Source organism: Flavobacterium sp. M31R6 (assembly GCF_013284035.1).
Classification (GTDB): Bacteria; Bacteroidota; Bacteroidia; order Flavobacteriales; family Flavobacteriaceae; genus Flavobacterium.
Genome location: NZ_CP054141.1, coordinates 862,490 through 880,000, shown reverse-complemented (window position 1 = coordinate 880,000; position 17,511 = coordinate 862,490). Strand labels below are relative to the sequence as shown.

General features: G+C 35.5%; 11 protein-coding genes. 6 read left to right on the top strand and 5 right to left on the bottom strand.

Annotated features, from left to right (window positions below):
* The first annotated feature begins 4 nt into the window (after nucleotides 1-4).
* The 3 genes from nuoL (at nucleotide 5) to HQN62_RS03450 (ending at nucleotide 4,812) form a co-directional block, all read left to right on the top strand.
* Nucleotides 5-1,888: an NADH-quinone oxidoreductase subunit L gene (nuoL, locus tag HQN62_RS03460; RefSeq protein WP_173503339.1), complete on the top strand. Its 1,884-nt coding sequence runs from the start codon at nucleotides 5-7 to the stop codon at nucleotides 1,886-1,888.
* Nucleotides 1,889-1,979: 91 nt separating this feature from the next.
* Nucleotides 1,980-3,422 carry a complex I subunit 4 family protein gene (locus HQN62_RS03455; protein WP_173503338.1) on the top strand — a complete coding sequence of 481 codons (1,443 nt, stop codon included), beginning with the start codon at nucleotides 1,980-1,982 and terminating at the stop codon, nucleotides 3,420-3,422.
* A gap of 19 nt (nucleotides 3,423-3,441) precedes the next feature.
* On the top strand, nucleotides 3,442-4,812 hold the full coding sequence (locus HQN62_RS03450; protein WP_173503337.1) for an NADH-quinone oxidoreductase subunit N: 1,371 nt from the start codon (nucleotides 3,442-3,444) through the stop codon (nucleotides 4,810-4,812).
* 216 nt (nucleotides 4,813-5,028) lie between these two features.
* On the opposite strand, the gene HQN62_RS03445 is transcribed toward HQN62_RS03450, so the two are convergent.
* Nucleotides 5,029-6,297, bottom strand: coding sequence for a tetratricopeptide repeat protein (locus HQN62_RS03445; RefSeq protein ID WP_173503336.1), 1,269 nt, complete (start codon nucleotides 6,295-6,297; stop codon nucleotides 5,029-5,031).
* Nucleotides 6,298-6,628: 331 nt separating this feature from the next.
* Between HQN62_RS03445 and HQN62_RS03440 the strand changes: the two genes are divergently transcribed.
* From HQN62_RS03440 to HQN62_RS03430, 3 genes are all read left to right on the top strand, one after another.
* Nucleotides 6,629-7,057 carry an ArsR/SmtB family transcription factor gene (locus HQN62_RS03440; RefSeq protein WP_165818102.1) on the top strand — a complete coding sequence of 143 codons (429 nt, stop codon included), beginning with the start codon at nucleotides 6,629-6,631 and terminating at the stop codon, nucleotides 7,055-7,057.
* Nucleotides 7,058-7,163: 106 nt separating this feature from the next.
* Nucleotides 7,164-7,880 (top strand): DsbA family oxidoreductase, encoded by a 717-nt coding sequence (locus HQN62_RS03435; protein ID WP_173503335.1) that lies wholly within the window; start codon nucleotides 7,164-7,166, stop codon nucleotides 7,878-7,880.
* Between the two features lie 10 nt (nucleotides 7,881-7,890).
* Complete coding sequence (locus tag HQN62_RS03430) at nucleotides 7,891-8,871, top strand: Gfo/Idh/MocA family protein (protein ID WP_173505502.1); 981 nt, start codon at nucleotides 7,891-7,893, stop codon at nucleotides 8,869-8,871.
* Nucleotides 8,872-9,040: 169 nt separating this feature from the next.
* On the opposite strand, the gene HQN62_RS03425 is transcribed toward HQN62_RS03430, so the two are convergent.
* The 4 genes from HQN62_RS03425 to HQN62_RS03410 all read right to left on the bottom strand — a co-directional run bounded on the left by HQN62_RS03425 (nucleotide 9,041) and on the right by HQN62_RS03410 (nucleotide 17,505).
* Nucleotides 9,041-11,449 carry a glycoside hydrolase family 95 protein gene (locus tag HQN62_RS03425; RefSeq protein WP_173503334.1) on the bottom strand — a complete coding sequence of 803 codons (2,409 nt, stop codon included), beginning with the start codon at nucleotides 11,447-11,449 and terminating at the stop codon, nucleotides 9,041-9,043.
* 162 nt (nucleotides 11,450-11,611) lie between these two features.
* Entirely contained in the window at nucleotides 11,612-13,561 is a 1,950-nt protein-coding gene (locus tag HQN62_RS03420; RefSeq protein WP_173503333.1) for a sialate O-acetylesterase, read from the bottom strand.
* Between the two features lie 110 nt (nucleotides 13,562-13,671).
* Nucleotides 13,672-15,174, bottom strand: coding sequence for a cellulase family glycosylhydrolase (locus tag HQN62_RS03415; RefSeq protein WP_173503332.1), 1,503 nt, complete (start codon nucleotides 15,172-15,174; stop codon nucleotides 13,672-13,674).
* A 96-nt stretch (nucleotides 15,175-15,270) separates the two neighbouring features.
* A complete protein-coding gene (locus tag HQN62_RS03410) occupies nucleotides 15,271-17,505 on the bottom strand; it encodes a glycoside hydrolase family 3 C-terminal domain-containing protein (protein ID WP_173503331.1) in 2,235 nt (744 codons plus the stop codon).
* Nucleotides 17,506-17,511: the final 6 nt, after the last annotated feature.

Below are 17,511 nucleotides of genomic sequence, written 5' to 3'. Positions count from 1 at the left end.
GGCAATGGATACCAATTTAGCTTTAGTCTTACTATTAACTCCTTTTTTAGGGTTTTTAATTAATGTTTTCTTTGGAAAAAGTTTAGGAAAATCTGTTTCAGGAATCATCGGGACACTTTCGGTAGTGGTTTCGTTTATTGTTACGGTTTCCTTTTTTCTACAAATCAATCAAACGAAACAAGCTATAACAATTCAATTATTTGATTGGATTCAGATTAGTAACTTCAATGTTAGTTTTGGTTTTTTACTGGATCAATTATCTGTTTTATGGTTATTGTTTGTAACTGGAATTGGTTCGTTGATTCATTTATACTCCATCAGCTATATGCATGATGATGAGAAAATGCATTCTTTCTTTGCGTATTTGAATCTCTTTATCTTCTTTATGATTACCCTAGTAGTTGGAAGCAACTTATTGGTGATGTTCATTGGTTGGGAAGGAGTTGGACTTTGTTCTTACTTATTAATTGGATTTTGGTATAAAAACCAAGATTACAACGATGCTGCGAAAAAAGCTTTTATCATGAACCGTATTGGGGATTTAGGATTGCTAATCGGTATATTTATCTTAGGTAGTTTATTCTCTACATTAGATTTTGCCACTTTGAAAACAGCTATCGCTGGAGCTTCAAATGTTGATACACTTTGGTTAAGCATTGCTGCTTTGGCATTGTTTATTGGAGCTTGTGGTAAATCGGCACAAATTCCTTTATATACTTGGTTACCTGATGCGATGGCAGGCCCTACACCTGTTTCGGCATTGATACATGCTGCAACAATGGTTACTGCAGGTATTTTTATGGTATCAAGAATGCATTTCTTATTTGACTTAACACCAGAAGTACAAACTATAATTGCCGTAATAGGAGGAGTAACTTCATTGGTTGCCGCAACTATTGGTCTGGTTCAAAATGACATTAAAAAAGTACTCGCCTACTCTACCGTTTCCCAATTGGGATTAATGTTTTTGGCATTAGGTTTCGGTGCTTATGAAGTAGCCATATTTCACGTAATCACTCACGCTTTCTTCAAAGCTTGTTTATTCCTTGGATCTGGATCTGTAATTCACGGATTACATGGAGAACAGGATATGCGTAAGATGGGTGGATTGAAAAGCGCCATGCCAATTACTTTTTGGACAATGCTTATATCATCTTTAGCGATTTCGGGAGTTCCTTTATTTTCAGGTTTCTTTTCTAAGGATGAAATCTTGATGACAGCATTCCATCATAACATCCCACTTTGGGTTATTGCTTCTGTTGCTTCTATAATGACTGCTTTCTATATGTTCCGATTAATGTTCCTGACTTTCTTCAATGATTTTAGAGGAACTGAAGAACAAAAACACCATTTACATGAAAGTCCTGCTTTAATAACATTCCCTTTGATTGTATTGGCAATTTTGGCTACTATTGGAGGTGTGATTAGTTTACCTGGGAATAGTTGGTTGAATGAATATTTAGCTCCACTTTTTGCGAAAGCAACATCAGAAGAGCATGGATTGGGAACAACTGAATATATGCTAATGGCAATTGCCGTTGTTGGTGGATTAGTTGGAATTGGGATTGCTTATGCTAAATACATCAAACAGAATACCATTCCGAGTGAGGATGCTGAAATTACTGGATTATCAAAAGTACTTTACAACAAATACTATGTTGATGAAATATATGATTCATTATTTGTAGCTCCTGTAAACAGTTTGTCAAAATTCTTTAGAGACTATGTGGAAACAGGAATTTCTTCCCTAGTTTTTGGACTAGGCAAAGTAACTAGTGAACTTAGTTACCAAGGTAAAAAATTGCAGAATGGAAGTGTTGGACTATACCTATTTGCTTTTGTTTTAGGCATGTGTGCCATTGTTTCATTTTTATTTCTAGCTCAATAATTATATACTATGAAATAGGCTTTTAAACTTAAAAACAATTAAAAAAAGTCTATTCCATTTGACATTTAAAAAATAAAATAAAAAATTACAAATGAATGTATCTCTGATATTAATCATCCTTTTAGTTGGCGCATTTGCAACTTATTTAGCTGGTGACAAGCTCGCTTCAAAAGTGGCATTGTTTTTCGGATTAGCGGCTGCAGGTTGCTCAATAGTTTTGTTAAACCATTTTAATTTAGGCGAAAACATTAGCTACAGCAGCCAATGGATAACTTTACCAAAAGTTTCATTTGCATTACAAGCCGACGGATTGTCGTTGGCCATGGTTTTATTGACAACTGCCTTGACTGCCATTATAATCTTATCTTCTTTTGGTAATGATTTCAAAAATGCAAAAGCGATTTATTCCCTTATATTATTTATGTCTTTTGCAATGACAGGAACTTTCTTGGCAAGCGATGGTCTACTGTACTATATCTTTTGGGAATTATCTTTGATTCCAATCTACTTTATCGCTTTGATTTGGGGTAACGGTGATGCCGAAGAACGCAGAAAAGCAGTGGTTAAATTCTTTATCTATACTCTTGCAGGTTCGTTATTCATGCTTGTAGCTTTTGTTTATATGTATCAAAAAGCGGGAAGCTTCCTAATTGAGGATTTATATAAATTAGACTTAACAATTAATGAACAAAAATGGATTTTTACGGCTTTCTTCTTAGCTTATGCCATTAAAATTCCTTTAATTCCTTTTCATACTTGGCAGGCGAATGTTTACCAAAAAGCTCCAACTCTTGGAACTATGCTTTTATCTGGTATTATGCTAAAAATGGGATTGTACAGCCTTATCCGTTGGCAATTGCCTTTGGCTCCGTTAGCAGCTAAAGAATATATGTTTATATTCATTGGTGTTGGTATTGCAGGAGTTATTTATGGTTCTATTGTTGCTCTAAGACAAAAAGACTTGAAAAAATTATTGGCTTATTCTTCCCTTGCTCACGTTGGATTAATTGCAGCCGGAACTTATACATTAACCCTTGATGGTTTTAGAGGAGCCGTTTTACAAATGATTGCACACGGCTTTGTGGTAGTAGGATTGTTTTTTGCCGCTGAAATCATTTTTAGAAGATACGAAACAAGAACAATTTCAGAAATGGGAGGTATTCGTTACCAATCACCAAAATTCACTTCTATGTTTTTAATTTTGGTATTGGCTTCTGTGGCTTTACCAACAACTTTTAACTTTATTGGAGAATTTACAGTATTGTACAGCCTTTCTCAAATAAATATTTGGTTTGCAATTTTGGGTGGAACAACCATTATTTTGGGAGCTTATTATATGTTGAAAATGTTCCAACACGTAATGCTTGGAGAAACTAACACTAAACTTTTTACCGATATCACTTTCTCTGAAGGTTTGACAATGGTATTAATTATTGCGGTTTTATTTTTCTTTGGAATGTATCCAAAACCAATCAACGATTTGATAACACCAAGTCTAGAGACTATTTTAAACACTATTAATAAATACAATTAAGTAAAAAAGCATAATATAAATGACAACATTAATAGCTATAGTAGGATTAGGTGTTTTATGCCTTATATTTGAAATCTTCGATTTTAGAAAAGCGATTATTCCAATAACAATTATTGGATTATTAGCAATTCTAGGACTTACTGTTTCTGAGTTTAACTCACCTGCGAGTTACTATAATAATATGATTACGGTAAGTAAATTTTCAGTTTCTTTTTCAAGTTTATTTATTGTGCTGACTATTTTTTTGGTAGCATTGAGCCATAATTTCTATGACAATCACCAAAGCAAACTTTCTGATTATATCGCCATTAAAATATTCTTATTGTCTGGAGCCGTTGCCATGGTTTCTTTTGGAAATTTGGCCATGTTCTTTTTAGGAATAGAAATATTATCAATATCGCTTTATGTTCTTGCAGCAAGCAATAGAGTAAATATAAAAAGTAATGAAGCTGGTATGAAATACTTCTTGATGGGATCTTTTGCCTCAGGAATTATTTTATTTGGAATCTGTATGATTTATGGAGCAATGGGCTCATTCGACATCGTTGAAATTAGCGATATGTCCCAATCAGCTGAGCTTCCTATTTGGTTTCCAATCGGAATTGTTTTGGTTACAATAGGAATGCTATTTAAAATCGCTGCAGTTCCATTTCATTTTTGGGCTCCTGATGTTTATGAAGGTTCTCCAACTTTGACTACAGCATTAATGAGCACTTTGGCAAAAGTTGTGGCAATTGCGACACTTTATAAATTATTGTCAAGTATGCATGCCGATATCAATTACTCGTTCCAAATTGTGGTAGTTGTTGTTTCAATCCTTTCTATGACAGTTGGTAACATCATGGCGTTAAGACAAGTCAATGTAAAACGTATGCTAGCCTTCTCTGGTGTTTCACACGCTGGATTTATGTTGATGACCTTACTGAGTTTATCTACATCAGCAGGAAGCTTATTGTATTACACTTCTGCTTATGCATTATCTGGTATTGCTGCTTTCAGCGTTATATTATATGTATGTAAAAACAGAGAAAACGAAGATATTGTAAACTTTCATGGTTTAGGAAAAACAAATCCATTGTTGGCCGCTATTTTAACCGGATCATTGCTTTCTATGGCAGGTATTCCAATTTTTGCAGGTTTCTTTGCCAAATTGGTTTTGTTTAGCCAAACGATTCAAGCTGGATATTTAGTCGTGGTTATATTTGCAGTTATCAACTCAATTATAAGCGTTGGTTACTACTTTAAATTGATTTTAGCAATGTACACCAAAGAACCAAACGAAGCTCGTACAGGACAACCATTCTTGATTTATGCAGTTGCCGTTGTTGCTATTCTTCTAAATATCGTTATAGGATTGTTTCCTTCACTAGTTTTAGATCTATTAGCTTAAGCTCTTTAAAAAAAATATATTTTAAGTCACTAATACTACTGTTAGTGACTTTTTTATTTGACATAAAAAAAACCACCAATTGTAATAATTGATGGTTTTTTACCCTAATCTAATTCAACTCAAAACTTAACATTATACTATTGCTAGCTAATTTTAGCTATTATTTTGATATAATCCAGTTGACTATTATACCCTTTTTTCAATATTATAAATCCTTTATTCACCAGATGCCAAAGCACCTCTTGATGAATTATTAATGTTTGTCGCATTCATACTATTCGTTAATTGTTTTACACTACTATTGAAAGGATCAATACTAACTACTTTTTGAAGATTTCTAAACACACTTTTTACAATTTGTTCCTTCTCAGTTTTCAATTCACCAAAAGTCTTTTTATCAGAGTCTGAAGATCCCAAATATTCATTCATTTGGTTTCCTACTTTAATACTTTTCTCCACCAATAACGCTGAAAGGTTTACATATGCCTCAGCGTATTGAGGATTCATTTCTATAGCCTTTTTATAATAGTATACAGCACCATCATAATATTGTTCATTTTGGCAATTCACACCTAAATTAGTCATCAATTGTGCATTGTTGGGATTTGATTCTATAATAACTGAAACTAGATTGTCAAAATAATCATAATCTTTGGTTTCCAAGTACAAATTGGCTTCAACCAAGGCTAGTGACAAATCTTGACTGTCCAGATTTCGGGCCTGTGAGATTGCTTTCATCGCTTTTTCTTTATAGCCACTTTGGACATAAATCATAGCAATGCTTTTATATATTTCGGCCTTTTTGGATTGAAATTCTTGTCTAGGTCTGAAATGGGTTCCATTTTGAATTTGAGTATTTCTCTCTTTTATAGTCCCAAAATACTCATCCTTCAATTTACTTTTGCTGTAAGCGATATAAACCTCAATATTTCCTGAATACTTAATCGCTTTTAATTCTTCGTAACATTTTAGCGCCAAATCATTTTCGTGGGCATTTTTAAAACTAACTGCTGCATTATACAATTGCAGCGTATCTATTTTATCTATTAAATAAGCTTGATAAAATTTACTGGAAGATTCCGTAAAATTTTCGACTGTTAAATCCTCATTAGCACTATTTACAAGCCCTTCTTTTATCTTATGAAGTGATTCGATTGCCTCAGAAGTATACCTATTTTGGTTTGATTCTTTCTCGACTTCAATCAAATCATTAAATGCTATAACAGCTTGCGAAAGATTCTTGGAAGTATTAATGTTTTTGTTGGCCAAATCCATTAAAGCAGTTCCTTTTATATAGTAAAAATGAATTCTGTCTTCATCTGAAGCGTTGCTAATCAAATATTCCACCGGAGATAAAATTGCAATTACTTGTTCCGAATTACCAGCTTTTGATTCCTTTTGAGCAGCTTTAATTTGATTTTTTTGAGCATAAGTCAATGGAATAAACAACAACAAACTAAAAAGGGTTTTAAAAGTACTTTTCATAAATGGTAGTTTAAATTAATAAAAAAGGTAAATGTTGGGACATTATCTAAATCAAAAAAAAGATTAAAACCACCTAAAAAAACCTAATTGAGCTATTTTGAAATCTTAATACTTTTTTGATATTTTCAAAGCTATCAATTAAAAAATTTTCCTTTACACGTATTTATACCTGAATTTTCATACCAAAATATAATTTGGTTTTTATAAAGTAAGGCCAAACATTTTGAATAAAATTATTAAATAAACAGAAAAATTAAATCAAATAAAACATATACAACACACTGCATATCAAATATAATCGCTAAATTACGATATAAATTAATGGATGCTTATGGGAACAACTAAACACTTAGATTTCGATACAGAAACAAATGCGATAGCTGAAATCTGCAAAGCATTAGGTCATCCAACACGCATGCAGATTATGACTTTACTATGGAAAAAAAACAATAGAACTTGTGGTGAAATTGTAGCGTTAATTCCATTGGCACAATCAACGATATCCAAGCATTTATTAGAATTAAAAAAAGCCAACCTATTAAATGTAAAAAACGAAGGAAAGAAAACCATTTATTCTATTGAAGTAGACAAAATACAAATACTTAAAAAATATTTGACCAATTACCTATCCAACAGAGCAATCTCAAATAAAACAGAACCATTATATAGTACTGTTATCCCTAAAATGAAAAATGAAAAAAAATTGAATTTGAAACAATACAACTATCAATTTCCAAATAAAAAAAACAAAACTGATTAGCATCACACTTAATCAATTCACAATAAAATCCTAAATGCAAAAGCTTCAATATCCAATTTCATAATTTTGCATTTTACAACCTTTGCCTACGCAGAAAAAAATAAATATGGAAAATCAATTAAAAATACAAATCTGGTCGGATGTAATGTGTCCGTTTTGCTATATAGGGAAAAGAAAAATAGAGGAAGCTCTAAACCAATTTGAAAATAAAAATTCCGTTGCAATTGAATGGAAAAGTTTTCAATTGGATCCGAGTTTTGTAGCAACACCAAATGAAAGCATTGTAGATCATTTGGCAGAAAAATATAGAAAAAATAGCGATTGGGCACAAACAATGATAGATAACATGACTGAAAATGCTAAAAAATCAGGATTGGATTTTCATTTTGAAAAAGCCATTTTGGCCAATTCATTAAATGCTCATCGATTGTTGCATTTAGCCAAAAAACACAATTTATCCAATGAATTGGAAGAACTTTTATTCAAAGCCTACTTAACAGATGGTAAAGATGTAAATGATTTGAAAACTTTAGAATCTTTGGGTCTCGAAGTAGGATTAGAAAAGGAAGCAATTGAAAACGTATTAAACACTGACCTTTATGCCAATGAAGTGAGACAAGACCAAGAAGAAGCACAGGCTATTGGAGTAACTGGAGTTCCATTTTTCGTATTTGACAATAAATATGCTGTATCTGGTGCGCAACCAACCGATGTGTTTCTGAAGACATTGGAAAAAACCTGGGAAGAAGGAAATTTTGATACCAAATTAAAACTTCAAAACACCAATGGAGAAAACAGTTGCGGAATTGACGGTTGTGAATAATACAATAAATATGAGTGAAATTACCAAAACAATCCGTTGGGGAATTATTGGTTGTGGCAATGTCACGGAATTAAAAAGTGGCCCCGCCTATCAAAAAACAAAAGGTTTTACAATATCAGCAGTAATGCGCAGAGATGCAGAAAAAGCGGCGGATTATGCCAAAAGACATGGAATAAACAAATATTACACAAATGCCGACGAACTGATTAATGATACTGAAGTTGATGCTGTATATATTGCTACACCACCCGATACCCATAAATATTATGGTTTAAAAGTAGCCGAGGCTGGAAAACCTTGCTGTATCGAAAAACCTTTAGCGCCCAATTACCAAGATTGTTTGGACATTGCAGAAACTTTCAAAACTAAAAATGTTCCTTTATTCGTTGCCTATTATAGACGAACACTACCACGATTCGAGCAAATCAAGAAATGGATCGATTCGAAAACTATTGGCGAAGTGAGGCACATCAGATGGCATTTGAGCAAGCCCACAAGCGAACTAGATCGTTCCGGCGAATACAATTGGCGAACCGATATAAAAATCGCAACTGGCGGTTACTTCGATGATTTGGCCAGTCATGGATTGGATTTATTCATCCATTATTTTGGAACCATAAAAGAAGTTCATGGAATTAGTCTCAATCAACAAGGATTATACACTTCAAAAGATGCAGCTGTCGCCAATTGGCTTCACGAATCTGGAATAACAGGTAGCGGTAGTTGGAATTTTGGCGCTTTTGAGCGTGAAGATGTCGTTGAAATTTACGGTAGTAAAGGTAAAATCACTTTCTCTGTTTTCGAAAATGAACCATTAATTCTTAAAACGGAAGAAGGAGAATCAACACACATCATTGAACATCCGGAAAACATTCAGTTATATCATGCAGAACAAATGCGGGAACAGCTGCTAGGAAATCAAAAACATCCATCCAACGGATTTACAGCTGCACATACCAGCTGGGTGATGGATCAAATCATTGGAAACTGATATTAAATAGTTAAACACAAATTTCACAAATTTTCACAAATTGTATAATGAAATTAGGCTAAATTTCAATCTGTGTTAATTTGTGACCAGAGTGATAGCGAACTGGCGAAGCAAATCTACGTTTTTATTTTTTTGAGCTGCATCACAAATAGATCTGTGTGACTCTTTTTTACCAAACTATTTCCAATTTCTGTCCTTCTTTCAAAGCAACATCTTTCTTTTTGTCTCCACTGATGAGCGTTGTTTTTCCGCCAACTTTAGAAAAAACTGAAACTGTCTTTAGCTTTTTGGCTTCCCATTTCATTGAAATTTCAAAACCTCCTCGGGCACAAATTCCTTTTACAGATCCGCTTTCCCAAGCGTCGGGTAAGGCTGGCAGTAATCGGATTTCGTTTTCATTGGACTGCACCAGCATTTCGGCAACGGCTGCAGCTCCTCCAAAATTACCATCAATTTGAAACGGTGGATGGGCATCGAACAAATTAGGGTACGTACCTCCACCTCTTCTTGGTTTTTCCGTTTTCTTTCCGTCGGGATCTACATAACGAAGCAGTTCCCGGAACATTTTGTAAGCCCGATTACCGTCCCAAAGTCTTGCCCAAAGATTAATACGCCATCCTTTTGACCAACCTGTAGTCTCGTCTCCTTTTATTTCTAAAGTTTGTCTCGAAGCTTTGGCTAAATCAGGCGTTTTTAATGGCGTAATGTGGTCACCCGGAAAAAGCCCGAATAAATGCGACTGATGACGGTGTTGAGGATCTTCATCATTCCAATCAAAATACCATTCCTGCAGATTTCCATTCTTTCCTATTTGATAAGGATAGAATTTGGAAAGCGCCGTTTCAAGTTTTGCCCTGAATTCGGCATCAACATTTAAAACTTTAGAGGCTTTAATGGTTTTGTCAAAACACTCGCGTATCATAGCCAAATCTGCCGTTCCTCCGTACAATGTTGCACCTATAAAACCATCTGGGGTCTTGTATTTGTTTTCTGGAGAAGTTGATGGCGAAGTGATTAAGCTTCCGTTTTTGTCCGTAACCATCCATTGCAAAAAAAACTCAGAAGCTCCTTTCATAATCGGATACCCTTCGTTTTTTAGATAATTTTTGTCTTGACTAAAAATATAGTGCTCCCAAATATGCGTGCTTAACCATGCTCCCGCCGTATTCCAACAAGCCCACACAGGATCTTCGTTTCCAAAAACTCCAACTGGATTTGTCATAGCCCAAATATCTGAATTATGTGCAGCGGCCCAACCTTCATTTATTCCATAAAAAGTCTTGGCGGTCACTTTACCCGTCACTGAAAGATTTTTTATAAAACTCAAAAGAGGCATATGCATTTCGGAAAGATTGGTACTTTCGGCAAGCCAATAATTCTCTTCCAAATTGATATTCATTGTATAGTTACAACTCCATGGAGGGTTTAGATGTGGGTTCCAAAGTCCTTGCAAGTTGGCAGGAACACCTTTGGTTCTGGAACTGCTTATCAGCAAATAACGTCCGTACTGAAAATATAATGTTTCCAAATTTTTATCTTCCTTCCCATCGGCGTATCGCAATAAACGTTCGTCTGTTGGCAAATCTGGCGCAGTTGTTTTTCCTAAATTTAAACTAACCCGATTATAGAATTTTTGATAATCAGCAATATGTGATTGTTTTATATTTTCGAATGGCTTTGCAAATGCCTTGTTTAGATTTTCTAATGCAATTGCTTTGTCGTTTAGACCTTCGGTAGCAGGATTTTTGTCAAAACCATTAAAACTGGTTGCAATCGAAACATAAATTATGGCTTCTGTTCCATCTTTTAAACCCAAACTATTGGCTGAACTTACAATTGACCCATCGGTATTTTTTATTTTTATCAAATTTGTAAATCGTGTCCCTCTTTCTTTTCCTGTCAAAAAAGGGAGCGGAACTGTATATTTTGGGTTTTCATGAATTGGCGCAGTGCCATTCATTGCTAGAACTTTGTCCTTTACTTCTGAATTCGAATTCAATAAACTGTTCGAATGAATATCAAAATTTAAAGCTCCTTTTTTACTGCTTTTCAATTTAATGACCATAATTTGATCTGGCGCAGAAACAAAATATTCGCGGGTATATTTTACGCCATCTATTTCGTAACTGACTTTGGAAGTTGCATTGGAAATATCCAGTTCTCTATAATAGTTAGAAACTTTTCCTTCGTGAAAATTATTAATCTCCATAGTTCCCAATGGCGCATAAGATTCGGAATTCTTGCCTTGAATCTTTTTGTTTAATTCGTCGGCCAACTTATAATCCTCGTTTTTTAATGCTTCGCGAATGGCGGGAATATTTTTGTAAGCTTCAGGATTCATATTGGCATTTACGGGCTCGCCCGACCAAAGCGTGATGTCGTTCAAATAAATTTTTTCCGTATTGACACCTCCAAAAACCGTCGCTCCCATTTTTCCATTTCCCAAAACCAAGCTTTCTTCAAAATAATCGGCCGGTTGGTTGTACCATAGAATATGATTGGATTGTGCAACAACTTTTCCGCCAAAAGAGGAACAGATGAAAACTAGAAACAGTTTTTTTAAAAGATTTGATTTCATGTATTACTTATTTATATGAAAGATCTTATTTGCACTTCACATGCGTGAGGGATAACAGCAAACTACCGAAGTAGTGCGGATAGCCCGACCGCATTTACGAAAGGCGCACAATAAGCGGCTTGCTGAATAGCGCCTTTTGTAAATGTGGTCACGCCCTTATAATTACTTACTAATACTATATTTTTCGTTTGCCGTAATCATTTCCCAATCATCGGTTCTGAAAGGTGATGCAGGGAATTTTTCTTTATTGAAAAGGTTTATTTCAGTATCATCATCGGCCCAGCCGTAATGAACGGCAATTGGATTTGGAACCGCTTCGCTAGAAACAATTACTTTGTTGTCTTTAATAGTAGCTTTGGCAGGGTAAAAAACTTTATCGGCACCTGCAACTTCAAAACCTTTCACGTTTACTGAATTATCAGGAGTTGACAATCCACTTCCGATGGATGCAAAACTTAATGTAACCTGATTTCCTTTAATTTCCATTGCTTTGTACATTGGACCGCTGCAAACTTGTTTTTTACCATAAACGTCGTTCAGCGCAATAGCTGCTAAACGTTTTGCAACATCTTGTTTGTTTGTTGGGTGAATGTCTTTTGCATTTCCAATATCAGTAGTTACTACCATTCCTGTGTTTGGCACTTTCAAGGTTTCGCCTTGTGCTTCGCGAAGTTCAGCCCAACGGCTTCCTTTTGTACTGTTTCCTCCAAATTCATCAAAGGTTGATAATTGCACAAAATAGAAAGGGAAATTTCCCTGATTCCATTTGGTTCTCCAATCAGTTATCATCAACGGAAATGCTTTTTTGTATTGATTAGCTCGCCAAACATTGGCCTCGCCCTGATACCATAAAACCCCTTGAAAGGCATACGGAATTAATGGATTCACCATTGCATTGTACAATAATGAAGGGTAACTATTGGGTGCCAAAGCTACTTTTACCTGCACTACATTAAACTTCCAAAGTCCTTGAAGCATTATATTAGAATCTTTAAAATCAATTCTCAAATCGGCAGGATCGCCGTAAATTCCGCCACCGCCTGTATAATCGGAAATGCGAACTGCAATTACATTCGCTCCTTCTTTCAAAACGCCACTAGGAATTTTGTACACTCTTTTGGTTTCCCAAATGTTGTTGGTTCCAACTTGAATACCGTTTACATAAGTTATATCTTCATCGTCCACTTTGGACAAATACAAAACAGCTTCTTTTTTGGCTTGCTCCGCCGATAAAACAACAGTTTTTCGCATCCAAACTACCCCATCAATATTGCCGATTTGTTGATTTTCCCAAAGAGAAGGCAGTTTTATTTCTGGCCAGTTGGCATCATTAAAACTCAATGCTGTAAACTGATTCTCATTGTCCAAAGTCACTTCAAACCCTTGAATTTTTTTGATATTATCCAAAAGCGATTTTTTGTAAGTTTCAAGAATTGCATCCATATTTACCGATGGCACGCTGGCAATCATATCCTTGAAGTCATCACTTTTTTCAAATGCTTCTCGGCTAGTCCATGTTTCTACGCAAGTACCTCCCCAAGACGTATTGATGATTCCGATTGGGATTTTTAATTCGGCATATAATTTTTTAGCAAAAAAGTAACCCACAGCCGTAAAATCTTTTACATTATCTTTATTGCAAACCGCCCATTTCCCAGCTTTTAAATCTTCTTTTGGAGCGCCATTCAAATCCTGGGCAACACCAAAATGACGAATCATAGGATAATTCGAATCGTTAATTTCTTTCTCGGAATTCATCGTTTTATACATTTGAAATTCCATATTCGATTGCCCGCTGCAAATCCAGACTTCGCCAACCAAAACATCTTTTATTACAATTTTGTTTTTTCCAGTGATGGTTAATTCAAAAGGTCCACCTGCTTTTTCTGCATTTAAGCCAATCGTCCACTTCCCATCTTTATCAGCTTGAACAGTTTTGATTTGCTTATTAAAGCGAACTTCAACTTTTTCATTGGCGTCTGCCCAACCCCAAACAGGAATTATTTTATTGCGTTGCAACACCATTCCGTCAGAAAACAACAAAGGCATTCGAACATTGGCGTTTGCCAACATACCTGCCATTAAAAAAAGAAATACAATACTTTTTTTCATTTTTTTATTTTTTTATTTTTAAAAAAGGCTATAAACTATTAAGACTCTAAGATACTGAGTTTAAATAAAACTTAGCATCTTAGAATCCCAGCAACTTAGCAACTCCGAAGTTACTTCAATCCATCCTGTAAAGCAGTTAATGCTTGCTGATCATAAACCGTATTATTGGTTCTATTGAATAAAGACATACTGTTTACTCCCATATTACCAGCATCCCAATAAAACGGAATCAAACCATTAGCCTTAGCTTGTTTTACAACATATTTTAAGTAATACGCTCTTGAATTGAGATGTAAAGTCAAGTCATCACCAGTTAAATCACGTCTAATCGCTCCAAACTCTCCTAAAATTACAGGAACACCTTTACTTACAAATTGGGTTTTCATAGATAGGAAAAATTTATCCAAATCTGCTTCTTCCCCCCAAGTGGCATTTCGAGCTGTATCAGTTGTTGAATGATAATTTGCTCCCCAATAGTAGAACATTTTGCCCCAATCAGCATCTTTATCCATGAGACAAAATTGATATGGTGTGTAATAATGTACTTCAACCATCATCCGATTGGCAACATTATCGGTAGGCAAAGTCAACATTAATTTGTTTGTTTTTTCAATATCCGTAGATGGTCCCTGAACGATTAGTGTACGATTTGCATTTTTTCCTCCTGTAGAACGAACCGCATCAATAAATGTTTGGTGATAGGATATTAAAACTGCCATTTGAGTCGCATTGTCAACGTTAGGTTCATTGGCACTTGCAAAAAGCAAATGTTCGTCAAAACCGCGCAACTGAGTCGCTATTTGTTCCCAAAAAGCTTTTTGTTTGGCGTTATTTTCTATTTTTTTGGCATCGGTACAATTATTTTCAAGCCATCCGCCATCCCAGTGAATATTAACGATGACGTACATATCATTGTCTATACAATACTGAACTACTTCTTTTACCCTAGCTAACCAAGTTGCATTGATCTGTGCTGTTGTAGCATTAGCATTCTGATTCCAAGAACATGGAATTCGAATCGCATTAAAACCATTTGCTTTAACCAAATCAATCAATGCTTTGGTAACTTTTGGATTACCCCAAGCGGTTTCACCACCGGTAGCTTCTAGTGTATTCCCAATATTCCAACCCAGTGTGATTTTGGCGGCAAGCTCCACAGCATTACTAGACATACCAGTAGCATCAGCAGCTATCGGATTAGTATTATAACTTGGATACAAAGTCGTAACTGGAGCAACCCCAACCTGAGAAACAGCAATTTGGACAGATGCAGCTTGATTGGAACTGATAGTAATTATCGCGGTTCTTGTTGCAGTAGTCGTATTCTCCGATGCTGTTATATTAAATGTTGTTGTACCTGTTCCCCCTGTAAGCTGACTCAACTGTATCCAAGAAGCATCTGAAGTAGTCACTGTCCAAGCGGTCGCATTAGTGGTTACTTTTACCGCAGCTGCATTCCCTTTAGTTTGAAAATCAATTTTACTGGTATCTGAGGTAAGCGTTATTGCTGCCGGTTTTTCTTTTGTACCTGAATCGGAGCTACAAGCGCAAATACCTAGAAAAGCAACACATAAAAGGATGCTAAATAATCGATTGTTTATTGTTTTTTTCATTTTCGCTGTTTTTGGTTTTATGATTAGTTATTTAATCCAGAATCAACACTGAAATCCACTGCAGGTTCTGAATTCAAATTATAAGGAATGCGAATACTACTTAATGGTTACGGTTACTTCTTTTTTGATATCACGAGAAGAACTTCCTAATTTCAAAGTGTAATTACCTGGTTCTACAGTCCACTTCTTAGTCTCTACATTGTAATATGCCAATTCTTTTACAGGAACTTTAATCGTTACTGTTGCAGAATTTCCGGCTTTAACCAATATTTTTTGGAATCCTTTTAATTCTTGTGCAGCACGTTCAATTTTAGAATCCGATTTAGAAGCGTACAATTGAACAACTTCTTTACCATCTACTTTTCCAGTGTTTTTAACCGTTACGGTAACTGAAATCGTTTCATCGGTTGTGTATTCCTTTTTATCAGCTTTAGCATTATCGAAAGAAAAAGTGGTGTATGACAATCCGTATCCAAAAGGATAAAGAGGCTCGATATTTTTGGTATCAAACCAACGGTATCCAACCAAGATCCCTTCGGCATAGTCCACTGTTTTTCCACCAGGGAAGCTGTTTGTAGCGTGTGCTGGTGAATCCATAATGTTTTTTGGCATTGTCCAAGGTAATTTACCGGAAGGATTAATTTTCCCTAACAATACATCAACCAATGCATTTCCTCCTTCAGAACCATTGAACCAACTCCAAACCAAAGCATTTGTTTTATTTTTTATTGCTTCAATATCAAAAGGTGCGCCGGCAACCATAACCACAATGGTTCTTGGGTTTACAGCCAATACTTTTTGAATCAATTCTTCTTGTCCAAATGGCAACTTTAGACTTCTACGGTCAGAAGCTTCTGTTTCATAATCACGATTGGAACCTGCAAAAACAATGGCAACATCAGAATTTTTGGCAGCTTCGATAGCTTCCTCAAATTTAGCAGGATCCAATTGATCGATTGTTACAGGACCATTCATCGTAATATCTCCTAATTTACCAACCTTTTTTTCTTCATAGCGTTCTAAATATCCTTCAGCATAGTTGATTTTGATTGAGCTTGACAATTTACTTTTCAATGCATCTAAAGGTGTAACCTCTCTTTTGGTTTTTACACCTGCGCCAAATCCGCCCAAGGCATTTTTCTTAGTTGCATTATTTCCAATTACTGCAATAGATTTCACGCCATCCAGTTTCAAAGGCAATGCATTGTTATCGTTTTTCAACAAGACCACCGATTCTGTTGCAATTTTATAGGCATCTTGGTAATGTGCTTCGGTAGCAATACTTCCTTTAACACGGTCTTTACCTCCCATTGCTTTTACTTGAAATAAGACTCCTAATATTCTTTTTACGTGTTTGTTAATTTCGGCTTCTGAAATTTCTCCAGCTTTGACAGCGGCAATTAATCTATCAGCCAAGTAAAATTCGTTGAACTTTGTTGTAGGTGTTCCCATCTCGATATCCAAACCGCTATTCAAAGATTTTACTGTCGAATGCACCGCAGCCCAATCAGAAACAACGACACCCTTAAATCCCCATTCATCACGCAATATCTTATTCAGCATGTAATCGTTTTCACATAAATATTCGCCTCTAAACTTGTTATAAGCTCCCATTATACTATACGCTTTACCTTCTTTTACAGCAGCTTCGAATGCTGGCAAATAAATTTCACGAAGGGTACGCTCGTCCATTTGAACATCAATAAAATCACGATTGGTTTCTTGGTTATTCGCCGCAAAGTGTTTTACACAAGCCATAACATCGTTATCCTGTAAACCAATAACCATTTGTACCGCCATTTTTTTGTTCAAAAATGGGTCTTCCGTCATATACTCATACGTTCTTCCTCCAAGTGGCGTACGTACGATATTGATTGCCGGCGAAAGCAACATGTCTTTATCTCTAGCACGCAATTCCTGTCCTACACTATTACCAAAAGTGTACCCTAACAAAGGATTCCAAGTAGCAGCCAATGCTCCAGCTGCCGGATAATAAGTCGCAAAATCATTGGTTAGTCCCGCCGGAGCCCAACTATCACGAGAAATTTCTTCACGAACTCCAAGTGGTCCATCGGCCATTTTTAATTCTGGAATACCTAAACGTTTTACACCTCCATTAGCAAACATACTGTTACCGTGCAGCATTCCTATTTTTTCTTCCAATGTCATTTTTGAAATCAGCTTGTCGATTTCGGCATCGTATTTTGAAGTTATGGATTTTGCCACAGTAGATTCTTTGGTTTTTGTGTTTTTAACCGTTTGGGAATTCGCGTTGTATCCAGTAAACAATAACATTGAAAAAAAGGATAATTTGATTATTTTATTTTTCATAAACAG

Excerpts from the sequence above, each read along its gene's own strand:
- nuoL (WP_173503339.1), top strand. The coding sequence starts at position 5 with ATGGATACCAATTTAGCTTTAGTCTTACTATTAACTCCTTTTTTAGGG.
- HQN62_RS03455 (WP_173503338.1), top strand. The coding sequence starts at position 1,980 with ATGAATGTATCTCTGATATTAATCATCCTTTTAGTTGGCGCATTTGCA.
- HQN62_RS03450 (WP_173503337.1), top strand. The coding sequence starts at position 3,442 with ATGACAACATTAATAGCTATAGTAGGATTAGGTGTTTTATGCCTTATA.
- HQN62_RS03445 (WP_173503336.1), bottom strand. The coding sequence starts at position 6,297 with ATGAAAAGTACTTTTAAAACCCTTTTTAGTTTGTTGTTGTTTATTCCA.
- HQN62_RS03440 (WP_165818102.1), top strand. The coding sequence starts at position 6,629 with ATGGGAACAACTAAACACTTAGATTTCGATACAGAAACAAATGCGATA.
- HQN62_RS03435 (WP_173503335.1), top strand. The coding sequence starts at position 7,164 with ATGGAAAATCAATTAAAAATACAAATCTGGTCGGATGTAATGTGTCCG.
- HQN62_RS03430 (WP_173505502.1), top strand. The coding sequence starts at position 7,891 with ATGAGTGAAATTACCAAAACAATCCGTTGGGGAATTATTGGTTGTGGC.
- HQN62_RS03425 (WP_173503334.1), bottom strand. The coding sequence starts at position 11,449 with ATGAAATCAAATCTTTTAAAAAAACTGTTTCTAGTTTTCATCTGTTCC.
- HQN62_RS03420 (WP_173503333.1), bottom strand. The coding sequence starts at position 13,561 with ATGAAAAAAAGTATTGTATTTCTTTTTTTAATGGCAGGTATGTTGGCA.
- HQN62_RS03415 (WP_173503332.1), bottom strand. The coding sequence starts at position 15,174 with ATGAAAAAAACAATAAACAATCGATTATTTAGCATCCTTTTATGTGTT.
- HQN62_RS03410 (WP_173503331.1), bottom strand. The coding sequence starts at position 17,505 with ATGAAAAATAAAATAATCAAATTATCCTTTTTTTCAATGTTATTGTTT.